The 18,405-nt window shown below is 68.4% G+C and carries 16 protein-coding genes; 7 read left to right on the forward strand and 9 right to left on the reverse strand.

The genetic code is table 11. The features are described 5' to 3' along the window. The first annotated feature begins 23 nt into the window (after positions 1 to 23). Positions 24 to 1,427, forward strand: a complete 1,404-nt coding sequence (locus ICG51_RS12920; protein ID WP_190280742.1) for a calcineurin-like phosphoesterase C-terminal domain-containing protein — start codon at positions 24 to 26, stop codon at positions 1,425 to 1,427. Between the two features lie 99 nt (positions 1,428 to 1,526). Here ICG51_RS12920 and ICG51_RS12925 read toward each other — a convergent pair whose 3' ends face one another. From ICG51_RS12925 to ICG51_RS12950, 6 genes are all read right to left on the reverse strand, one after another. Continuing rightward, the gene (locus ICG51_RS12925) at positions 1,527 to 2,402 is read right to left on the reverse strand and encodes an EamA family transporter (protein WP_190280743.1); all 876 of its coding nucleotides are present in this window, start codon (positions 2,400 to 2,402) and stop codon (positions 1,527 to 1,529) included. Continuing rightward, positions 2,399 to 3,097, reverse strand: coding sequence for an acireductone synthase (mtnC, locus tag ICG51_RS12930; protein ID WP_190280744.1), 699 nt, complete (start codon positions 3,095 to 3,097; stop codon positions 2,399 to 2,401). The genes ICG51_RS12925 and mtnC overlap by 4 nt, the downstream gene beginning before the upstream one ends. Then, on the reverse strand, positions 3,094 to 3,651 hold the full coding sequence (locus ICG51_RS12935; protein WP_190280745.1) for an acireductone dioxygenase: 558 nt from the start codon (positions 3,649 to 3,651) through the stop codon (positions 3,094 to 3,096). The genes mtnC and ICG51_RS12935 overlap by 4 nt, the downstream gene beginning before the upstream one ends. A 1-nt stretch (position 3,652) precedes the next feature. Next, positions 3,653 to 4,297, reverse strand: coding sequence for a methylthioribulose 1-phosphate dehydratase (locus ICG51_RS12940; RefSeq protein WP_190280746.1), 645 nt, complete (start codon positions 4,295 to 4,297; stop codon positions 3,653 to 3,655). Between the two features lie 206 nt (positions 4,298 to 4,503). Continuing rightward, complete coding sequence (locus tag ICG51_RS12945; protein ID WP_223809457.1) at positions 4,504 to 5,205, reverse strand: class II aldolase/adducin family protein; 702 nt, start codon at positions 5,203 to 5,205, stop codon at positions 4,504 to 4,506. 56 nt (positions 5,206 to 5,261) lie between these two features. Continuing rightward, positions 5,262 to 6,800, reverse strand: a complete 1,539-nt coding sequence (locus ICG51_RS12950; RefSeq protein WP_190280747.1) for an amino acid permease — start codon at positions 6,798 to 6,800, stop codon at positions 5,262 to 5,264. 151 nt (positions 6,801 to 6,951) lie between these two features. Between ICG51_RS12950 and ICG51_RS12955 the strand changes: the two genes are divergently transcribed. After that, a complete protein-coding gene (locus ICG51_RS12955; RefSeq protein WP_223809458.1) occupies positions 6,952 to 7,491 on the forward strand; it encodes an NUDIX hydrolase in 540 nt (179 codons plus the stop codon). Here ICG51_RS12955 and serA read toward each other — a convergent pair whose 3' ends face one another. Beyond that, positions 7,492 to 8,733 carry a phosphoglycerate dehydrogenase gene (gene serA / locus ICG51_RS12960; RefSeq protein WP_190280749.1) on the reverse strand — a complete coding sequence of 414 codons (1,242 nt, stop codon included), beginning with the start codon at positions 8,731 to 8,733 and terminating at the stop codon, positions 7,492 to 7,494. Positions 8,734 to 8,902: 169 nt separating this feature from the next. On the opposite strand from serA, the gene ICG51_RS12965 reads away from it, so the two are divergent. The 4 genes from ICG51_RS12965 to ICG51_RS12980 all read left to right on the forward strand — a co-directional run bounded on the left by ICG51_RS12965 (position 8,903) and on the right by ICG51_RS12980 (position 13,051). Beyond that, positions 8,903 to 10,288: an FAD-binding oxidoreductase gene (locus ICG51_RS12965; protein WP_190280750.1), complete on the forward strand. Its 1,386-nt coding sequence runs from the start codon at positions 8,903 to 8,905 to the stop codon at positions 10,286 to 10,288. Between the two features lie 119 nt (positions 10,289 to 10,407). Continuing rightward, positions 10,408 to 10,695, forward strand: a complete 288-nt coding sequence (locus ICG51_RS12970) for a DUF2388 domain-containing protein (protein WP_190280751.1) — start codon at positions 10,408 to 10,410, stop codon at positions 10,693 to 10,695. Beyond that, positions 10,692 to 12,515, forward strand: a complete 1,824-nt coding sequence (locus ICG51_RS12975) for a DUF4105 domain-containing protein (RefSeq protein ID WP_223809459.1) — start codon at positions 10,692 to 10,694, stop codon at positions 12,513 to 12,515. Before ICG51_RS12970 ends, ICG51_RS12975 begins: the two co-directional genes overlap by 4 nt. A gap of 203 nt (positions 12,516 to 12,718) precedes the next feature. Then, complete coding sequence (locus ICG51_RS12980; protein WP_190280752.1) at positions 12,719 to 13,051, forward strand: high-potential iron-sulfur protein; 333 nt, start codon at positions 12,719 to 12,721, stop codon at positions 13,049 to 13,051. A 150-nt stretch (positions 13,052 to 13,201) separates the two neighbouring features. On the opposite strand, the gene ICG51_RS12985 is transcribed toward ICG51_RS12980, so the two are convergent. Next, positions 13,202 to 15,325 carry a cytochrome D1 domain-containing protein gene (locus ICG51_RS12985; RefSeq protein WP_304940997.1) on the reverse strand — a complete coding sequence of 708 codons (2,124 nt, stop codon included), beginning with the start codon at positions 15,323 to 15,325 and terminating at the stop codon, positions 13,202 to 13,204. Positions 15,326 to 15,480: 155 nt separating this feature from the next. Here ICG51_RS12985 and ICG51_RS12990 point away from each other — a divergent pair, with 155 nt between their 5' ends. Then, positions 15,481 to 17,700 (forward strand): TonB-dependent hemoglobin/transferrin/lactoferrin family receptor, encoded by a 2,220-nt coding sequence (locus ICG51_RS12990; RefSeq protein ID WP_190280753.1) that lies wholly within the window; start codon positions 15,481 to 15,483, stop codon positions 17,698 to 17,700. Positions 17,701 to 17,772: 72 nt separating this feature from the next. Here ICG51_RS12990 and ICG51_RS12995 read toward each other — a convergent pair whose 3' ends face one another. Next, positions 17,773 to 18,357 carry a GNAT family protein gene (locus tag ICG51_RS12995; RefSeq protein ID WP_190280754.1) on the reverse strand — a complete coding sequence of 195 codons (585 nt, stop codon included), beginning with the start codon at positions 18,355 to 18,357 and terminating at the stop codon, positions 17,773 to 17,775. Positions 18,358 to 18,405 lie beyond the last annotated feature (48 nt).

Consider the following 18,405-nt stretch of genomic DNA (forward strand, 5'->3'; position numbering starts at 1 on the left):
GCCGCGCATTGCATAATCGGCGGATGCGCATCCATCTCCTGCTTGGCCTGCTCTTCCCCCTGCTGCTACCCCTTGCTGCCCGGGCGTCCAACGACGCCGCGGGTTGCGTTCCGGTCACCGTGGAGGCGCCATTGCCGCTGCCGCGCGCCGCGCGCGATCCAATGCCGGGGTGCATCGTCTACCGACGCGCGCCGCGCAGCCTGGCCGGGGACTCCGCCAAGGTGCTGGTGTTCGGCGACCCGCAGGTGAAGTCCGACGACGATGTGGACTACTTCCGCCGCGACATCGTGCAGCCGTTGCAAGGCCGGCACGGTGCCAGCCTGGGCCTGACCCTCGGCGACCTGGTGGACGATGTGCCGACGCTGATGCCGGCGGTGAAGCAACTCACCGGCTCGCTGGGCGTGCCGTGGCTGCATGCCCCCGGCAACCACGACGTGGACCCGGGCGCGACCAGCGACGAGGCATCGCTGGATTTGTTCCGGCAGCGCATAGGGCCGGACACGTTCGCCCGCCAGACCGCGCTGGCCAACATCGTCGTGCTGGACGACGTGATCTACCGGCCCGGCCAGAAGCCGGCTTACATCGGCGGCTTCCGCGAAGACCAGTTCGCTTTCCTTGAACGCTGGCTGCCGACCCTGCCGCGCGACCGCCTGCTGGTGCTGGCGATGCACATACCGCTGTTCGAGGATGCCGCCAAGGACAGCTTCCGCGACGCCGACCGCCATCGCCTGTTCGCCCTGCTGGCGCCGTTCCCGCACGTGCTGGTGCTCAGCGCACACAACCACAGCCAGCGCCACTATTACCACGCCGCCGCCGACGGCTGGACGGGGGCGAAGCCGCTGCACGAATTCAACCTCGGCGCGGCCTGCGGCTCCTACTGGGCCGGCGCCCGGGACGCCGACGGCATCCCCGACGCCACCATGTCCGACGGCACCCCCAACGGTTATGCGCTGCTGACCGTGAAGGCCGGTGGCGACTATGCGCTGGCGTGGCACGCGGCCCGCGATGCCGCGGACAGCCAGATCGGCCTGCACGCGCCCAAGGTGCTGCGGCGCGGCGCCTATCCGGCCTGGGGCGTGTTCGCCAACGTCTACATGGGCGATGAAGACACCCGCGTCGAGTTCCGCGTCGATGGCGGCGAGTGGATGCCGATGAAGAAAGTGCTGCAGCCCGATCCGCGGTTGATGGCTGAGAACCGGCGCGACGACGAAGCCACCGCGCTGCGCGGCTACGACCGCTCGCCGGAAGCCGAGGTATCCGCGCACCTGTGGCGTGCCGCGTTGCCGACCAAGCTCTCTGCGGGCGAACATCGCATCGATGTGCGCGCCTTCGACCGCTGGCGTGGCGAGGTGACCGCCAGTACCAGCTACTCGCTGCTGGAGTACCAGCCCCCGCAGCCGCACCAGACGCTTCAGCCCCGCCCCTGACTTGCCCAGCCGAGACATCGGTGCGCCAGCGACAGGGGCGCTGATGGCGCGGGTCGGCCCGTGCAGCAGGTCCCCGCTTGCCAGGGCGGGCCTGCGTTGTCAGTGCGCGGGTTTGCGTACGCTCAGCCACGCGCCAAGCAGCAGCAGCGCGATGGCGATGGCCTGCGACACGTGCGGTTGGGCCTGGCCGGCGATGACCAGCAGCAGCGTGGACAGCAGCGGCGCGAGGTAGGAAAGGCTGCCTAGCAGGGCGATGTCGCCACGCTTGGTGCCGATGTCCCACAGCAGGAACGCCGCGCCTACCGGGCCGATGCCCATGCCCAACAGTGCCAGCCACTGGCCCGGTTCGGGCTGGACGGTGGTCTCGAATGCCGCGTGCGCCGCCGCGCCAAGCATGGCCACCAGCACGCAGGGCAGGGCGATGGCCGCGCTGGGGACATCGGCATGACGGCGGTTGAGGACGGAATACGCCGCCCAGATGACCGCCGCACCAAGCGCCGCGGCGTAGCCGGGCAGGTAATCGGCGTGGATGCTGACCGCGCTGCCGCGGGTGACCAGCACCACCGCCGCCGCCAGCCCCAGCAGGGTGCCGAGCCACTGTCCGCCGCGCACGCGCACGCCTGGCAGGAAACCGGCGAACAGCACGATCAGCAGCGGCCACAGGTAGTTCAGCAGGTTGGCTTCCAGCGCCGGCGCGCGCTTGAGCGCGATGAAATAAAGCGCGTGGTAGCCGAACAGGGCAGTGGTGGTCAGCGCCAGTGCCGCGGGCGGCTGCCGCAGCGCGCGCCAGCCGGCGCGGCCGCGCGCAGCCGCATGGGCAAGGCCGAGCAGGCCGGCCACGCCGAAACCGGTGGCCAGTACCTGGAACGGCGGCAGCCCGGCGGTCAGAGTGGTCAGCAGCGCCAGCGATGCCCACAGCAGGATCGCCAGCAATCCGCAGCCGGTGGCGCGGCGATCGGGCGCCTGCGGGTTCAAGCAGCGGCGTCGATGTCGGCGAACGATTCCGCGCGGGCGTGCCCGTTGGCGGCATCGCCGGTGCGCGGCTGCGGGTAGTCCTCGCGACGGTCCAGCAGCACGGTGCGCAGCCCGGCCTCGCGCGCGGCGTCGAGCTCGGCGACCACGTCGGACAGGAACAGGATCTCCCCCGGCCGTTGCGCGAGACTGGCGGCGATGGCGGTGTAACTTGCTGCCTCGCGCTTGCCGCCCACCTCGGTATCGAAGAAGCCGGAGAACAGCGGCGTCAGGTCGCCGGCATCGGTATGCGCGAACAGCAGCTTCTGCGCCGGCACCGAGCCGGACGAATACACGGCCAGCGTGTGGCCCGCCGCGTGCCAGGCGCGCAGCGCCGGCGTGACGTCGGGGTAGAGTGGCGCGGTGAAGTCGCCTTCGCGATAGCCGGCCTGCCAGACCATGCCCTGCAACGCCTTCAGCGCGGTGTGCTTGCGGTCCTCGTCGATCCAGCCCTGCAGGGTTTCCACGATCACCGCGTCCTGGCAGGCGCTGGCGGAAATCTCCACCGCCACCTCGTCCAGCCAGCGGCGCACCTCGGGTTCCTGTCCGTGTTCGCGGACGAAGGCGGGCAGCCTGGCCCGTGCATAGGGGAACAGCACGTCCTTGACGAAGGAAATCGAGGACGTGGTGCCTTCGATGTCGGTGAGGATGGTGGTCAAAGCGCCGATCCCGCTTCAAGGCGCGGGAACCGCTGCGCGATGTCGCTGCCGGTGAAATGGCCCACCCAGCCGTCCGGCTCGGTGAAGAAGCGGATGGCGACGAAGCTGGGCTCGGGCCCCATGTCGAACCAGTGGGTGGCGCCGTCCGGCACCGAGATCAGATCCCCGGCCTCGCACAGCACTTCGTACACTTTCTCGCCGACATGCAGCGAGAACAGCCCGCTGCCGGCGACGAAGAAACGCACTTCGTCCTCCTTGTGCGCGTGTTCGTCGAGGAACTTGGTGCGCATCGCCTCGCGGTTCGGGTTGTCCGGCGCGATGCTGACCACGTCGACGCTGCGGAAGCCGCGTTCGGCCACGAGGCGGTCGATGTCGGCCCGGTACGCGGCCATGATCATTTCCGGCGCGTCGCCCGGCTGCACCGGCTGCGCGGCCTGCCATTGCTCGAAGGCAACGCCGATCTTCGCCAGCTCGGCGGCGATCCCGGCATGCTCATGGGCGACCAGCAGCGGCGCCTGCGGGGCGTCATGGTGGAAGATGCGCAAACGGCTCATGTCAGGCTCCCGCGCCGCGCAGGCGGCGCATTTCCAGTTCGCAGCCGAGCAGGAATTCGAACGCGTCCAGGTGGCGGCGCGCTTCGCTGATGTCGCGGCCCCATGCGTACAGGCCGTGGCCGGCGATCAGGTAACCCCAGGTGTTGGGCTGGGTCAGTACCGCATCGACGCTCGTGGTCAGCTGGTCCATGTCCTGCGAATTCGGCACCACCGGCAGGTCGAGCTCGGTTTCGTGGGTGGTGTGGCCGCGCAGGGCCTTGAACAGTTCGTACCCGCGCAGGCGCACGCGGCCCTGGTCGGCATAGAGCAGGCCGGCGATGGTCTGGGTGGGGGAGTGGGTATGCAGCACCGCGCCCACGTCGGGGAAGCGGCGGTACAGGTGGGTATGCAGGGCGGCTTCGGCGGACGGCCGGTGGTGGGTGGCCACCGGGTCGTTGGCCATGTTGACCACCATGATGTCGGCTTCGGTCAGCCGGCCCTTGTCCTTGCCCGAAATGGTGATGGCCGCGTGGTCGGCATCCATGCGGATGGAGAAATTACCGGCGGTGGCCGGGGTCCAGCCCTTGGCGGCCAGCTCACGGGTATGGCTGATGATCTGGGCGGCGCAGCCGGCGTACAGGTTGTGGTCGAAGGCGGGGGCGTTCATCCGCGAAGTGTATTGCTTGGCGGCTCCCAGCGTCATCACGTTGCGCGCAGGATTTCAGGCGTGCATCACGTGGCCCCCCCCCGGCCCGCCAGTCGCTCCCCGATACTCGCTTGGTTGCGCGCTGCGGTGCCCGCGTGATGCTGCGGGGTTTGCGCGCGAGTGGAAGACCGGCATGTCCCTCTGCGCAATGACGAAGCCTCACGCCCTCATCGCTGCTGGCCATAGGTGCTGAACTTCTCCAGCACCCGCGCCATCTCCTCGGGCGGCAGGTCGCGGGTATGGCCCAGCATGCGTGCCAGCAGGTACTGGCGGGCCAGGTTCTCCACTTCTTCCGCCAGCGCGTAGGCTTCGGACAGGGTCTTGCCGGTGGTGACCTGGCCATGGTTCGCCATCAGGCAGGCGCGCAGGCCGCCGTCCAGCGCACGCAGGACGTTGGCGGACAGCTCGCCGGTGCCGAAGGTGGCGTAATCGGCGCAGGGGATGCGATCGCCGCCGGCCACCGCCACCATGTAGTGGAACGCCGGGATTCCCTGGCCCAGGCAAGCCAATGCGGTGGCGTGGGTGGAGTGCACGTGCACCACCGCGTTCATGTCCTGGAATGCGTGCAGGATGTCGCAGTGGAAGCGCCACTCGCTGGACGGAATCAGCTGCCCGGGCGGGCAGGTGCCGTCGGCTTCGAGATACACGATGTCCTCGGGCTGCAGGCGGTCATAGGCACGCCCGGTCGGGGTGATCAGCAGCCCGTCGCGCCAGCGGATGCTGGCGTTGCCGGACTTGTTCAGCGACAGCCCGCTGGCGTTCATCGCCCGGCAGTGGTCGATCAGGGATTGCCGGGCGGCGCGCTCGTGGTCGTGCATGGTGGTGTCCGGGTTGAAGCGAAGCGCAAAAGGATAGCGGGTGGTGACCATGCGGAAACGAAAAACCCGGCCGGAGCCGGGTTCTTCGCGGAGCGCAGTTCCTGCGATCAGGCCTGCGGACCCTCGTGGAACTTGGGTTCGGCTTCCATCGTGTTGCCGCCTTCCGGACCGGTGATGCCGCGGGCCAGGTCGCTGTGGCGATAGCCGTAGAGGGCGTACACGATCAGGCCGATCACTGCCCAGCCGAGGAACATGGCGATGGTGTAGAGCGACAGGTTCAGGAACAGCAGCAGGCAGCCGGCAATGGCCAGCGGGCAGACCACCCAGGCCATCGGGGTGCGGAACGGGCGATGGCGCTGTGGGTCGCGCTTGCGCAGGATCAGCACGCCCAACGACACCGCAATGAAGGCGAACAGGGTGCCGGAGTTGGAGATGTCGGCCAGGATGCCGACCGGGAACATCGCCGCGAACAGCGCCACGAACACGCCGGTCACCATGGTGACCACGTGCGGGGTGCGGAACTTCGGGTGCACCTTGGACAGCGCTTCTGGCAGCAGGCCGTCACGCGACATGGTGAAGAAGATGCGGGTCTGGCCGTAGATCATCATCAGCACCACCGACGGCAGTGCCAGCGCGGCGGCCAGGCCGATCGCGTTGCCCCAGCCGGCGAAGCCCATCACCTTCAGCACGTGGGCCAGCGGTTCCTTGCTGCACACCAGCGCATCGGAGCCTGCGCAGGCTGCGGCCATTTGCGGGGTGCCCGGATGGAAGGCCACGCCGTTCGCATCCAGCATCGGCTGCGAACCGATTGCGCCGACCGCACCGTAGCCCACCAGCATGTAGAAGATGGTGCAGACCAGCAGCGAGCCGATCAGGCCGATCGGAATGTTGCGGTTCGGATTCTTGGTTTCCTCGGCCGCGGTGGAGACCGCGTCAAAGCCGACGTAGGCGAAGAAGATCGATGCCGCCGCGCCCAGCACGCCGATGCCGCCCATCGGGCTGCCCCAGCCGGTGGGGAAGAACGGCTTGAAGTTGGCGTCCTGGGCCGCCGGCACCGCGATGATGATGAACGCGGTCAGCGCGACCACCTTGATCAGCACCAGCACCGCATTGACCTTGGCCGACTTGGAGGTGCCGATCACCAGCAGGCCGGTGATCACCAGCGCGATGGTGAACGCCAGGATGTTGAACGCGCCACCGTCCATCGGACCGGTCTTGAGCGCCATCGGCAGCTCCATTCCGGCGCTGGCCAGCAGGCCGTTCATGTAGCCGGACCAGCCCACCGCCACCGCGCCGGCGGCCACCGCGTACTCCAGCACCAGCGCCCAGCCCACGGTCCAGGCGATCGCCTCGCCCATCACCGCATAGGTATAGGTGTAGGCGGAGCCGGCCACCGGCACCATCGAGGCGAGCTCGGAGTAGGCCAGCGCGGCCAGCGCGCACACCACCGCTGCGATCACGAACGCCAGCATCATCGCCGGGCCGGCCTTCTGGCCCGCTTCGGCGGTCAGCACGAAGATGCCGGTGCCGATGATGGCGCCGATGCCGAGCATGGTCAGCTGGAAGGCGCCCAGCTGGCGCGTGAGGGCTTTCTTCTCTGCCGTCTCGAGGATCTTGTCGAGTGGCTTGATTCGCTGGAACAGCATCAGGTTACTCCCCCGGTTCTTGTTGTGGTCGGCCGCCTGCAGGCATGCCGCAAGCCGCCGACCTTAAACGGACAGGGGCGTCCGGCACAAGCGCCGACGGTCACGACGCGGGATAATGCAGCGCATTCAGATTCCGAGGAGCAAACCCGCGATGGACGCAGCCCTGCAAGCGGCGCTGGAAGGTTATGCCGGACGCTGGCCGGAGGAAGCTGCCACCGTCGCGCTGTTCTGCGAACTGCTGGCCGATGCCGAAGATCCGTTCCGCCGCGAGCGCCTTGCGGGTCATTTCACCGCTTCGTGCTGGCTGGTGGACCGCAGCGGAACGCGCGTGCTGCTGACCCACCATCGCAAGCTGGGCCTGTGGCTGCAGCTGGGCGGGCACGCCGATGGCCAGCGCGAACTGCCGATGGCGGCGCTGCGCGAGGCGGAGGAGGAATCCGGGCTGGCCGGCCTGCGCGTCAGCGATGCGATCTTCGACCTCGACCGCCACTGGATCCCCGAACACAAGTCCGTGCCTGCGCACTGGCATTACGACGTGCGCTACGTGGTGCATGCCGGCGAGGACGAGGCCTACACCATCAGCGAGGAATCGCTGGACCTGGCCTGGCGCCGCATCAACGAACTGGCGGCCGACCCGGCGACGGATGCATCGGTACGGCGGATGGCGGGGAAGTGGCTGGCGCGCGGCTGATCAGTACAGCACGCGCGTCCGCAGGGTGCCTTCGATGGCCGACAGTTCGTCGCGGATGGCCGCCGCCTGCGCTTCGTCGGCGCTGACGTCGATCACCACGTAGCCAACGTTCGCGTCGGTGCGCAGGAACTGGCCGTCGATGTTGACCGCGTGGCGGCTGAAGATCTCGTTGACCCGCGACAGCACGCCAGGCACGTTGCGGTGGATGTGCAGCAGGCGCAGGCTGCCCTCGTGCTCGGGCAGCGTCACCTCGGGGAAGTTGACCGCCGACAGGGTGCTGCCGTTGTCGCTGTAGCGCACCAGCTTGGCCGCCACCTCCACGCCGATGTTGTCCTGCGCTTCCAGCGTGCTGCCGCCGATGTGCGGGGTCAGGATCACGTTGTCGCGGCCGCGCAGCGGCGATTCGAAGACATCGCCGTTGGCCTTGGGCTCGACTGGGAACACGTCTACCGCGGCGCCGCCGAGATGACCGGATTCCAGCGCCGCGGCCAGCGCTTCGATCACCACCACGGTGCCGCGCGCGGCGTTGATGAGGTGGGCGCCGGGCTTCATCCTGGCCAGCTGCTGCGCGCCGATCATCCACTGGGTGGACGGGGTTTCCGGCACGTGCAGGGTGACCACGTCGGCGCGCGACAGCAGGTCGTCCAGCCCGGCCGCGGCGCGGGCGTTGCCCAGCGACAGCTTGGTTTCGATGTCGTGGAAGATCACCTGCATGCCCAGCCCCTCGGCCAGCACGCCCACCTGGGTGCCGATGTGGCCATAGCCGACGATGCCGAGCGTCTTGCCGCGCACTTCGTGGCTGCCGGTGGCCGCCTTCGACCAGCCGCCGCGGTGGCACTCGGCGCTCTTCTGCGGGATGCCGCGCATCAGCATCACCGTCTGCGCCAGCACCAGTTCGGCCACGCTGCGGGTATTGGAATAGGGCGCGTTGAACACCGGGATGCCGGCCAGCTCGGCGGCGTCCAGGTCCACCTGGTTGGTGCCGATGCAGAAGCAGCCGATGGCGATCAGGCGCTTGGCCTCGGCCAGCACTTCGGCGGTGAGCTGGGTGCGCGAGCGCAGCCCGACGATGTGTGCCTCGGCAATCCGCGCCTTCAGCTCGTCTTCGGGCAGCGCCTTGGCGTGGTATTCGATCTGGCTGTAGCCGGCGGCGCGCAGCGCGTCCACCGCGGTCTGGCTGACGCCTTCCAGCAGCAGCACGCGGATGTCCTGTTTCGGGAAGGAGGTCTTCTTCAGGGACATACGGGCGACATCCGGCGGGGTACGGATGCCGACTATAGCCAGAAAACCGGTGCTTTTGTTGCGCTGCGGCATGCTATTTTCCGGGCACAACATGCCGCAGTGGATGTTGCAGATGAAACCGTGCCGGCACTGCCGTCGCGGCCATGTTTTCCACCGGATCCCCGCCGCCATGTCCGACGCCCGCCTCGAATCCCTGCGTGCCCTGCTGCCCGAGTTGCGGCTGCTTGTCGAACCCGCCGACCTGGAACACTACGGCCGCGACTGGACCCGGCGCTGGACGCCCGCGCCGATGGCCGTTGCGCTGCCAGCCAGCGTGGAGGACGTGCAGGCCATCGTGCGCTGGGCCAATGCAGAAGGCGTGGGGATCGTGCCCTCGGGCGGCCGCACCGGCCTGTCCGGCGGCGCGGTGGCCGCCAACGGCGAACTGGTGCTCAGCCTGGAACGCATGCACAAGGTGCTGGAGTTCGATGCGGTGGATCGCACGCTGACCGTGCAGGCCGGCATCCCGCTGCAGAAGGTGCAGGAGACGGCGCGCGAACACGGCCTGCAGTATCCGGTGGATTTCGCATCGCGCGGCTCCTGCAGCATCGGCGGCAATATCGCCACCAATGCCGGCGGCATCCGGGTGGTGCGCTACGGCAATACCCGCGAGTGGGTGGCCGGTGTGAAGCTGGTGACCGGCAGCGGCGAGCTGATGACGCTGGGGCGCGGGCTGGTCAAGGATTCCAGCGGCTACGACCTGCGGCATCTGGCAATCGCCTCGGAAGGCACGCTGGGCATCATCGTCGAGGCCACGCTCAAGCTCACAGACCCGCCGCCGCCCAGCAACGTGATGCTGCTGGCGCTGCCATCATTCGAGGCGCTGATGCAGGTGTTCGCGGCGTTCCGTGCGCGGCTGCAGCTGCAGGCCTTCGAGTTCCTGACCGATGTCGCGTTGAAGCACGTGCTGGCCCACGGTGAGCCGCCGCCGTTCGAGCAGGCCCATCCGTACTACGTGGTCACCGAATTCGCCAGCGACGAGGCCAGCGAAGCCGAGGCGCTTGCTGCGTTCGAACAATGCCTGGAACAGGGCTTGGTCAGCGATGGCGTGATTTCCGCCAGCGACGCGCAGGCCGCGCAGCTGTGGCGGCTGCGCGAGGCCATCACCGAAAGCCTGGCGCGCTACGTGCCCTACAAGAACGACGTGTCGGTGCGGATCTCGGCGATGCCGGCCTTCCTTGCCGAAACACAGGTCCTGCTGGGGCGCGAATACCCGCAGCTGGAGGTGGTGTGGTTCGGCCATATCGGCGACGGCAACCTCCACATCAACATCCTCAAGCCTGACGCGATGGCGCAGGATGCGTTCGTGGCGGACTGCGAGCGCGTGACCAAGCTGCTGGCGCAGTCACTGCAGGCGCATGATGGAAGCATTTCCGCCGAGCACGGGATCGGGCTGGTGAAGCGGCCCTACCTGTCTTGCACCCGCGGCGCAGCCGAAATCGCCGCCATGCGCGGCATCAAGGCGGTACTCGACCCGAACGGAATCATGAATCCCGGCAAGCTGTTCGACCGCTGACACGCCAGCGCGCCAACATGAACCGATGCGGGCCGGCAGCCGCGGCGCGAGGCTGGATTCTCCGCGGGTTTGGATTAGTCTGCCGGCACGCCAGCACGGGCGCGCCAGTCGAGAACGCCATGTCGAAATCCTTCCTGCCCATCGTCCTGCTGCTCGCGGCCGCCCCGGCCTGTGCCGGCAGTTTTGCTTCCAGCGCTTCTTCCGCTGGCTCGGCGACCTCCGGCAGCATCTCCGGCGACGACAAGGTGGTGCTGCAGGCACGTGCGGATGCTGCAGCCTTCGTCGCCAGTGACGGCGGCATCCGCGGTGCGCGCCTGGAGGCGGCCCTGCGGCTGCTGCGTGAGCGCCGTGCCGATGCGCGCGCTGCCAGCGACATGCAGCTGGCGCAGGCCATCCTGGCCCGGTGAGCCCGCGCCGCCTCTGGTGGCGGCTGCTGTCGGCGGCAGCGCTGGCCAGCATCACGCTGCCGGCTGCCGCCTCCCGCTTGCAGGTGGAGCCGCGCGGGCTGGATGCGGCGCAGCTGCAGGCAAGCCACGAGTTAGTGGAGGAGGTCGAAGCGCGCCTGCCGCCAGCCTGGCGCGCCGCTATACCCGCCGACCTGCAACTGCGCTGGCGCGATGACCTGCCGGCGCAGGTGCATGGCCGCAGCGTGGGCCTGCAGGTCAGCCTGCGTCGCGAACTGCTCGATGGTTGGATGGCGCGTTCGCCACGGGAGGGCGCCGCAGGTGCGGCCACGCGTGTGGCGCAGGCCGCGCTGATCCACGAGCTGGCGCATGTGCTGGACCGCGGGCCGGCGGGTGGACTGTCGCGCGATCCGCGCCTGCTCGACCTTGCCGGCTGGCAGCTGCGGCCGCTGCACTTCGGCCTGCGTAGCCAGCGCAACCCGTTCACCGACCGCAGCCCGGACCGCTACGAGCTGCAGGATCCCGGCGAGTTCGTCGCGGTCAACCTGGAATGGTTCCTACTGGACCCCGGATACGCCTGTCGGCGTCCGGCACTGGCGCGTTATTTCGCAGCCCGCTTCGATTGGCAGCCACCGTCGGCGGAGTGCGCGCGGGGGCTGGTATTCCTGCAGGCCGGGAAGGACGCAGCAACCACCGGCTTCGAACAGATCGATCCGGCGCGCGTCTACGCCGTCGACTACCTGCTGGCCGAGGGCAACGGTGCGCCGATGAGCCGCTGGGGCCATGCCATGCTGCGTTTGGTGGTCTGCGCGCCCGGCCGCGTGCCGGGGCCGGACTGCAGGCTGGACCTGCAACACCACCGCGTGCTCAGCTTCCGCGCCTTCGTCGACGACGTGCAGATTTCCAGTTGGCGCGGATTGACCGGGCGCTATCCGTCGCGCCTGTTCCTGCTGCCGCTGGACCAGGTGATCGACGAATACACCCAGGTGGAGTTGCGCGGTCTGCGTTCGATCCCGCTGGCGCTGCAGCCTGGCGACATCGCCGGCCTGCTGGAGCGCGCCGCCCGGCTGCACTGGAGCTACGACGGCCGCTATTACTTCATCGACAACAACTGCGCGGTGGAAACCTGGCGGCTGCTGCGCGACGGCGTGCCGCGGCTGGCGGCGCTGCCGCTGCGCAGCATCACCCCGACCGGCCTGCTGCGGAAACTGGAGCGCAACGGGGTGGCCGATAGCGCGGTGCTGGACGACCGAGACGCGGCGCTGCGCAGCGGCTATTACTTCGAATCGGCGCAGGCGCGCTATCAGCAGATGTTCGCGCTGGCCCGTCAGCAGCTCGCCTTGCCGCAGGTGGGACTGGAAGAATGGCTGGCGCTGCCGGCGAAGCGCCGCAGCCCATGGCTGGGCCGGGGCGATCTGCGCGTGACGGCGGCGCTGCTGCTGCTGGAGGAGGCGGCGCAACGGCGGGCCGAATTGCGCGCGCGCGATGTGGCCAAGCGCCGGCTGCTGGCGCCGGGCGAGGGCAGCACGATGCACGACCAGCTGCGGCTGCTGCTGGCGGATGCCGGCTTGCTGCTGCGACCCGGTGCCTTGCAGGGTGGGGGTTACGGATTGCCGCAGGGGGAGCGTGGTGCGCTGGAGGCGCAGGCGATGCGGTTGTCGGCCGCGGTGGGCGGCGAGTGGGCGCGCCTGCGGCAGCAGGCGCAGGCGGCGCTGCCGCAGGCGCAGCAGCGCGAGTTGCAGGCGATTGCCGACAATCTGTCCGCGCTTGGCGAACGCCTGCGCCGGCTCAATCACGAACAGGGTGGGCTGGAGCTGCGCTGATCCCATGTGGTTGCAGGCACGGCCGGGAAAGGTCCGCGAACTGCGCGTGTGGCGGGAATGATTCTCCTTCATGGCTATCCGGATTGGAAACCGCGGCCGCTTGTCGGAAACTCCGTCCCGGAGTCGCGGTGTTTGATGCCGGTCAATATCCACGGATATGGCCTGGCCGATGATTCCCTTATTCCCCAAGGAGGCTTTCCACCATGAACCAACATGATTCCGGCCGCCGTCGTTTCATCGGTTATGCGGCGCTGCTGGCGCTGGCGCCGCTGGCCGCAAAGGATGTCCTCGCGCAGGCGAAGGCGCCTGCGGGCGCGCTTCCGAAGCTGCCGCTAGATAATGCCCAGGCCAAGGCGCTGAACTACGTGGAAAGCACGAAGGGGCTGGCACACAAGACCTTCAAGGCGGGCAGCGATTGCAGCAACTGCATGTTCTTCAAGGGCGCGGCGGGGCAGGCCTACGGCCCGTGCACGCTGTTCCCGCAGAACAGCGTGGCGGCCAAGGGCTGGTGCAGCGCCTGGGCCAAGAAGGTCTGAACCCGGCATCGCCTGGCGCGATGGTTGCAACCGGCGGCGCCCGATGGGCGCCGCTTTCTTTTCGTCCCGAGATCGGCGCCGGGCTGGCCATGAAAAACCCCGCCGGCAGCTGCCGGCGGGGCGGGGTAGTGCGGGTGGAGGCAATACGCCTCAGTAGACGTCACGCACCGTGTTGTAGACGTTGAATTTGCCGGTCGGGGTGACCAGGCGCTTGTCGTCCAGAACGGCCTTGAGCTTGCGGGTCCTGTCGTCCACCACCACGATCGCCGAGCGCTGGTTCTTGCCGTTCCACACCGAGAACCAGACCTCGTCGCCCTTGGCGTTGTATTCCGGCTGCACCACGCGCTTGGGGCCTTCCCCCAGGTTCGCCCATTCCGCGATCGGCAGCACCTGGTACCCCTTGGCGAGGTCGGTGGTGTCGAACACCGCGATCGACTGGCTGATCTTCGGGTCGGGGTTGAGGGTGGTGTCGACCCACAGGTTCCGTGACTTCGGGTGGGTCTTCACGAACAGCGAGCCGCCGCCCTGGCCCTTCAGCACTTCGCAGACCTTCCAGGCATAGTCCTTGTGGTTGACCGGATCGGTGGCGATCAGGGTGATCTTCTCGTTGCCCAGCGCCGAGGTCGCCCACACCGGCCCGCACTTGGGATGCATGAAGTTGGCGCCGCGGCCCGGGTGCGGGATCTTGTCGACATCGATCAGCGCGGCCAGCTTCTGGTCGCGCGAGTCCACCACCGCGATCTTGTCGCTCTGGTTGGCCGCGGTCAGGAAATAGCGCTTGGTCGAATCCCAGCCGCCATCGTGCAGGAAGCGTGCGGCATTGATCGTGGTGGTCTTGAGGTTCTCGATGTCCTCGTAGTTCACCAGCATGATCTTGCCGGTTTCCTTGACGTTGACGATGAACTCCGGGTGCTCGTGCGAGGCCACGATGGCGGCCACGCGAGGCTCGGGGTGGTATTCCTGCGTGTCCACGGTCATGCCGCGGGTGGAGACGATCTTGAGCGGCTTGAGCGTCTCGCCGTCCATGATCACGAACTGCGGCGGCCAGTAGGTGCCGGCGATCGCGTATTTGTCCTCGAAGCCCTTGAATTTGGAAGTCTCGACCGAGCGTGCTTCCAGGCCGACCTTGATCTCGGCCACCTTGTCGGGCTTGGGCAGCCACAGGTCGATCAGGTCGAGGCGCGCATCGCGGCCGATCGTGTAGAGGTAGCGGCCGGAGTGCGAGGTGCGCGAGATATGCACCGCATAGCCGGTCTTGACCACGTTGATGATCTTCTTGGTGTCGCCGTCGATCAGTGCCACCTCGCCGGAATCGCGCAGCGTCACCGCGAAGATGTTCTCGATGTTGTAGCTGTTCATTTTCTTCGTCGGCCGCTTGTCGGCGGGGACGAATTCGACGTAGCTGTCGCGCATTTCCTTCATGCCCCATTCCGGCGGCGCCGGCGGTTCATGCTGGAGGAAGCGCGCCATCGCGTCGATTTCCTTCGGGCTGAGGTCGCCCGAGGTGCCCCAGTTGGGCATGCCGGCCGGCGAGCCGAAGTTGATCAGCGCCTTCAGGTACTCGGTGCCCTTGGCGCGGGTGATGTCGGGGGTCAGCGGCTTGCCGGTGGCGCCCTTGCGCAGCACGCCGTGGCAACCGGCGCAGCGCTCGAAGAAGATCTGGGTGGAATGCTTGCGCTCTTCGTCGGTCAGCGCCGGGCCACCCTTGGGATCGTTGGCGATCGCGAGCTCGGCCGCCACCGCAAGCGGCGCGCCCTCGTATTTGGTTTCCGCCGCGGTGGAGGTGGCGTGCGACTGCGCCGTCTGCTGCGCCTGCGCGGGTGCAGCCGCCGCTGCGCCGCCGGTCGCCTTGCGATGCGCCTTGACGTGGTCTTCGTCGATCTCGAACGCCGGCGTATTGCCCCAACTGCTGGTGATATAGGTCAGCGCGTTGGCGATGTCCTCGTCGGACAGGTGGGCCATTGGCGGCATCACGTTGTCGTAGTCCACCCCGTTGACGGTGATCTTGCCGCTGATGCCCTGCAATACCGAATCAATGAGCTTGTCGCGGTCCAGGCCCTTCAGGTAGTCGGAGCCTGCAAGCGGCGGGAAAGCCCCGGCCAGCCCCATGCCGGTGGGTTGGTGGCAGGCTGCGCAATTGGCGAGGTAGGCGGCCTCCCCGGCCTCCATCTTCGTCTTGGGCGGGCGCTCGTTGGTGATCTGCGCGATGGCGTAGGCGGACATGCCGCCGAACATCGCCAGCCCCAATGCGGTCATTGCGACTTTCTTGTTCATAGGACTCCCCAGTAACGGTTGAAGACGCGATGAAGAGAAACTGCTTTCAATGCACGGTGATTCTCAGCCGGTTGCAGCCGGGCCGATCTGATTCAAATCAAATTAAATCCGTCCTCCCGGCCTAGAATCCCGGGGTCCAATTGCAGCCCATTCTCATGCGCGATTCCACAAGAAAAACCCTCTGCGGGGCAATCGCGGTCGCGCTGTCGCCGCTGGCGCATGCGCAGTCCGCCGCGGTAATCCCCGCCGAGGACGGGATCCGCTGGCTGGGCCGGGTGGTGGTGGTGGCCAGCAAGGCAGCGGAACCCGCGGCGCAGGTGGTCGGCACGGTCAGCAGCTTGGACCGCGAAACCATCGAGCGCCGCCAGGTGCAGACCATCGCCGATCTGGTCCGTTACGAGCCTGGCGTGGACGCATCGGGTGATGTTTCCCGGTTCGGCTGGCAGGGATTCTCCGTGCGTGGACTGGACGGCAACCGGGTAGGCATGGAAATCGACGGGGTGCCGCTGGCCGAGGGCTTCAGCGTGGGCCAGTTTGCCGCCGCCGGGCGCGACCTGGTGGATATCGCCGCGGTGCAGCGGGTGGAAATCCTGCGCGGCCCGGCGTCCACGCTGTACGGCAGCGATGCGCTGGCGGGGGTGGTGGCCTGGCGCACGCTGGATCCGCAGGACCTGCTGGATCGCGTGGAGGGCCAGGCTTACCTCGGGGGGAGGCTGGGCTGGACCGGGCGCGATCGCGGCCGCCAGCTGTCGGTGTCGATGGCCGGCGGCAGCGGTGCACTGCAGGGCATGCTGCTGCTGTCCCATCGCGAGGGCCATGAGGTGGAAAACGCGTCCACGAGCATGCCCGCCAATCCCGTGGACCAGTGGCGACGGAGCGCGCTGGCCAAGCTGGCATGGGATGGCGGCGTGCTGGGACGCTGGACCTTCGCGCTGGACGCCGCCCGCGGCCGCAGCGAAGTCGATATGCGCTCGTCACGGTTTGGCCCGGGGCGCCTGGCGACCACCACCGAACTGCTGGGTGACGACCGTTTCGAGCGCGATCGCGCCAGCCTCAAGGGCGAGTGGACGCCTGATGCGGCCTGGCTGGAAGCGTCGGAGCTGCTGGTTTACGGGCAGCGCAACCGCAGCCTGCAGGACACCGCCCAGACCCGCCTGGCCGACCGCGCCACGCCGTTCCCGTCGCTGCGCGAGCGCCGCTTCGACCTGCGGCAGCGCAACACCGGGCTGAAGTGGCTGGGCCAGGCGCGTTCCGAGGCTGGCGTCTGGTCGCACTGGCATGTGTTCGGGCTGGAGTACGCGCGCACCCGCTACAGCGGTTACCGCGACGGCCGCGAGATCAACCTGGCCACCGGCGCCAGCAGCAACGTGGTGCTGGGCGAACGGTTCCCGGTGCGCGATTTCCCCGAAAGCCGCAGCACCGAGTTGGGTGCGTTCTGGCAGGACGAGATCGGCATCGGCGAGACCTTCGCGGTGATCCCGGGACTGCGCTGGGAGCGCTACCGGCTGGACGCCGAGGCCGATGCGATGTTCCGTGAGGACTACCCGGACGTGGCCGTGGCCGATATCGCCCGCAGCGCGTGGACGCCGAAGCTGGGCCTGCGCTGGCGCAGCAGCGAACATTCGACCTGGTTCGCCCAGTACGCGCGCGGTTTCCGCGCGCCGCCGTTCGGTGACGTCAACATCGGCCTGTCGCTGACGCTGCTGAACTACGAAGTCCGCCCGAATCCCCAGCTGCGGCCGGAGCGCAGCCAAGGCCTGGAACTGGGCTGGCGCTGGGAAGGGCCGCGGCTGCAGGCGCAGCTGTCGGCCTATCGCAACCGCTACCGCGATCTCATCGAATCGCGTGCCAACCTGGGCATCGACCCGGTGACGCGCGCGCTGGTGTTCCAGTCGGTCAACCGCACGCGCGCATCCATCCATGGCGTCGAGGCCAGCCTGTCCTACAGCCCGGGCGCGACCAGCGACTGGGCGCTGCGCGCCGCCGCGGCCTGGGCGCACGGGCGCGACCAGGAACGCGATCGGCCGCTCAACAGCGTGGCGCCCGCAAGGCTCGTTCTTGGAGCGAGGTGGGAACCGCTTGAAGGTCGCTGGGGCGCGGAATTCGTGGCCACTGGCGTGGCCCGGCAGGGGCGCCTGGATACCAGTGCGGGCCCGCTGTTCCGCGCGCCCGGCCACGCCCTGCTGGATGCCTACGCGTGGTGGCGCTTCCGTCCCGGCATGCGTTTGGGTCTGGGGCTGCAGAACATTGCCGACCGCAGGTACTGGGACTGGACTTCGGTCCGCGGCATCGATCCGCTCGCCACCACGCCGCCGCTCGACTTCCACACGCGCCCGGGCCGCAACGTCAGCGTGACCCTCGGCATCGACTGGTAAGCGGACCTTCCGCGTAGCGGAGAGAAAGAGCGGGCGCACCCGGCCGCACGCGCCAGTGACGACGCGCGCCGCTCAGCCGACGGCGAGGCGCGCGTCCAGCCGCGCGCGGATCGCCGGCCATTCCGGCGCGGTGATCGAGTACACGTGGGTATCGCGCAGGCTGCCGTCCTTGTGGCGGCGGTGCGCGCGCATGATGCCGTCGCGCTGCGCGCCCAGGCGCTCGATCGCCACCTGCGAACGCAGGTTCTGGTGGCTGGTGTGGAAATACACCGACTGTGCGCCCAGGGTATCGAAGGCATGGCCCAGCATCAGCCGCTTGCCCGCGGTGTTGACGTGGCTGCGCCAGACCGATGCCGCGTGGAAGGTGTAGCCGATCGCCAGCGTGGGCACCGACAGATCGATGTCGTAGAAGCGGGTGCTGCCCACCACGCGACCGCCGGCGACGATCGCGAACGGCAGCTGCCGGCCGGCGTCGCGCATCGCCAGCGCCTCTTCCACCCAGCCCGGGATGCCGTCGCGGGCGGGCACGTTGACGTAGTTGATCGCGCCGATGTCGCCATCGTCCACCGCGTCCTGCAGCGCCGCGATATGGTCGCGCGCCAGTGGTTCCAAGCGCACGCCGTGGGTGGAAAGGATGGCGGGGGCGGAGGCGGTCATGGGCTATGGTGGAGTTGCAGCTGCCCGCCGTGCGGCTGGAGACGCCGC

Origin of the sequence: Thermomonas sp. XSG, from assembly GCF_014678725.1 — a bacterium.
GTDB lineage: Bacteria > Pseudomonadota > Gammaproteobacteria > Xanthomonadales > Xanthomonadaceae > Thermomonas.

Excerpts from the sequence above, each read along its gene's own strand:
- ICG51_RS12920 (WP_190280742.1), top strand. The coding sequence starts at position 24 with ATGCGCATCCATCTCCTGCTTGGCCTGCTCTTCCCCCTGCTGCTACCC.
- ICG51_RS12980 (WP_190280752.1), top strand. The coding sequence starts at position 12,719 with ATGAACCAACATGATTCCGGCCGCCGTCGTTTCATCGGTTATGCGGCG.
- ICG51_RS12970 (WP_190280751.1), top strand. The coding sequence starts at position 10,408 with ATGTCGAAATCCTTCCTGCCCATCGTCCTGCTGCTCGCGGCCGCCCCG.
- ICG51_RS12940 (WP_190280746.1), bottom strand. The coding sequence starts at position 4,297 with ATGAACGCCCCCGCCTTCGACCACAACCTGTACGCCGGCTGCGCCGCC.
- ICG51_RS12995 (WP_190280754.1), bottom strand. The coding sequence starts at position 18,357 with ATGACCGCCTCCGCCCCCGCCATCCTTTCCACCCACGGCGTGCGCTTG.
- ICG51_RS12990 (WP_190280753.1), top strand. The coding sequence starts at position 15,481 with ATGCGCGATTCCACAAGAAAAACCCTCTGCGGGGCAATCGCGGTCGCG.
- ICG51_RS12985 (WP_304940997.1), bottom strand. The coding sequence starts at position 15,325 with ATGAACAAGAAAGTCGCAATGACCGCATTGGGGCTGGCGATGTTCGGC.
- ICG51_RS12955 (WP_223809458.1), top strand. The coding sequence starts at position 6,952 with ATGGACGCAGCCCTGCAAGCGGCGCTGGAAGGTTATGCCGGACGCTGG.
- ICG51_RS12950 (WP_190280747.1), bottom strand. The coding sequence starts at position 6,800 with ATGCTGTTCCAGCGAATCAAGCCACTCGACAAGATCCTCGAGACGGCA.
- ICG51_RS12945 (WP_223809457.1), bottom strand. The coding sequence starts at position 5,205 with ATGGTCACCACCCGCTATCCTTTTGCGCTTCGCTTCAACCCGGACACC.
- ICG51_RS12965 (WP_190280750.1), top strand. The coding sequence starts at position 8,903 with ATGTCCGACGCCCGCCTCGAATCCCTGCGTGCCCTGCTGCCCGAGTTG.
- serA (WP_190280749.1), bottom strand. The coding sequence starts at position 8,733 with ATGTCCCTGAAGAAGACCTCCTTCCCGAAACAGGACATCCGCGTGCTG.
- ICG51_RS12935 (WP_190280745.1), bottom strand. The coding sequence starts at position 3,651 with ATGAGCCGTTTGCGCATCTTCCACCATGACGCCCCGCAGGCGCCGCTG.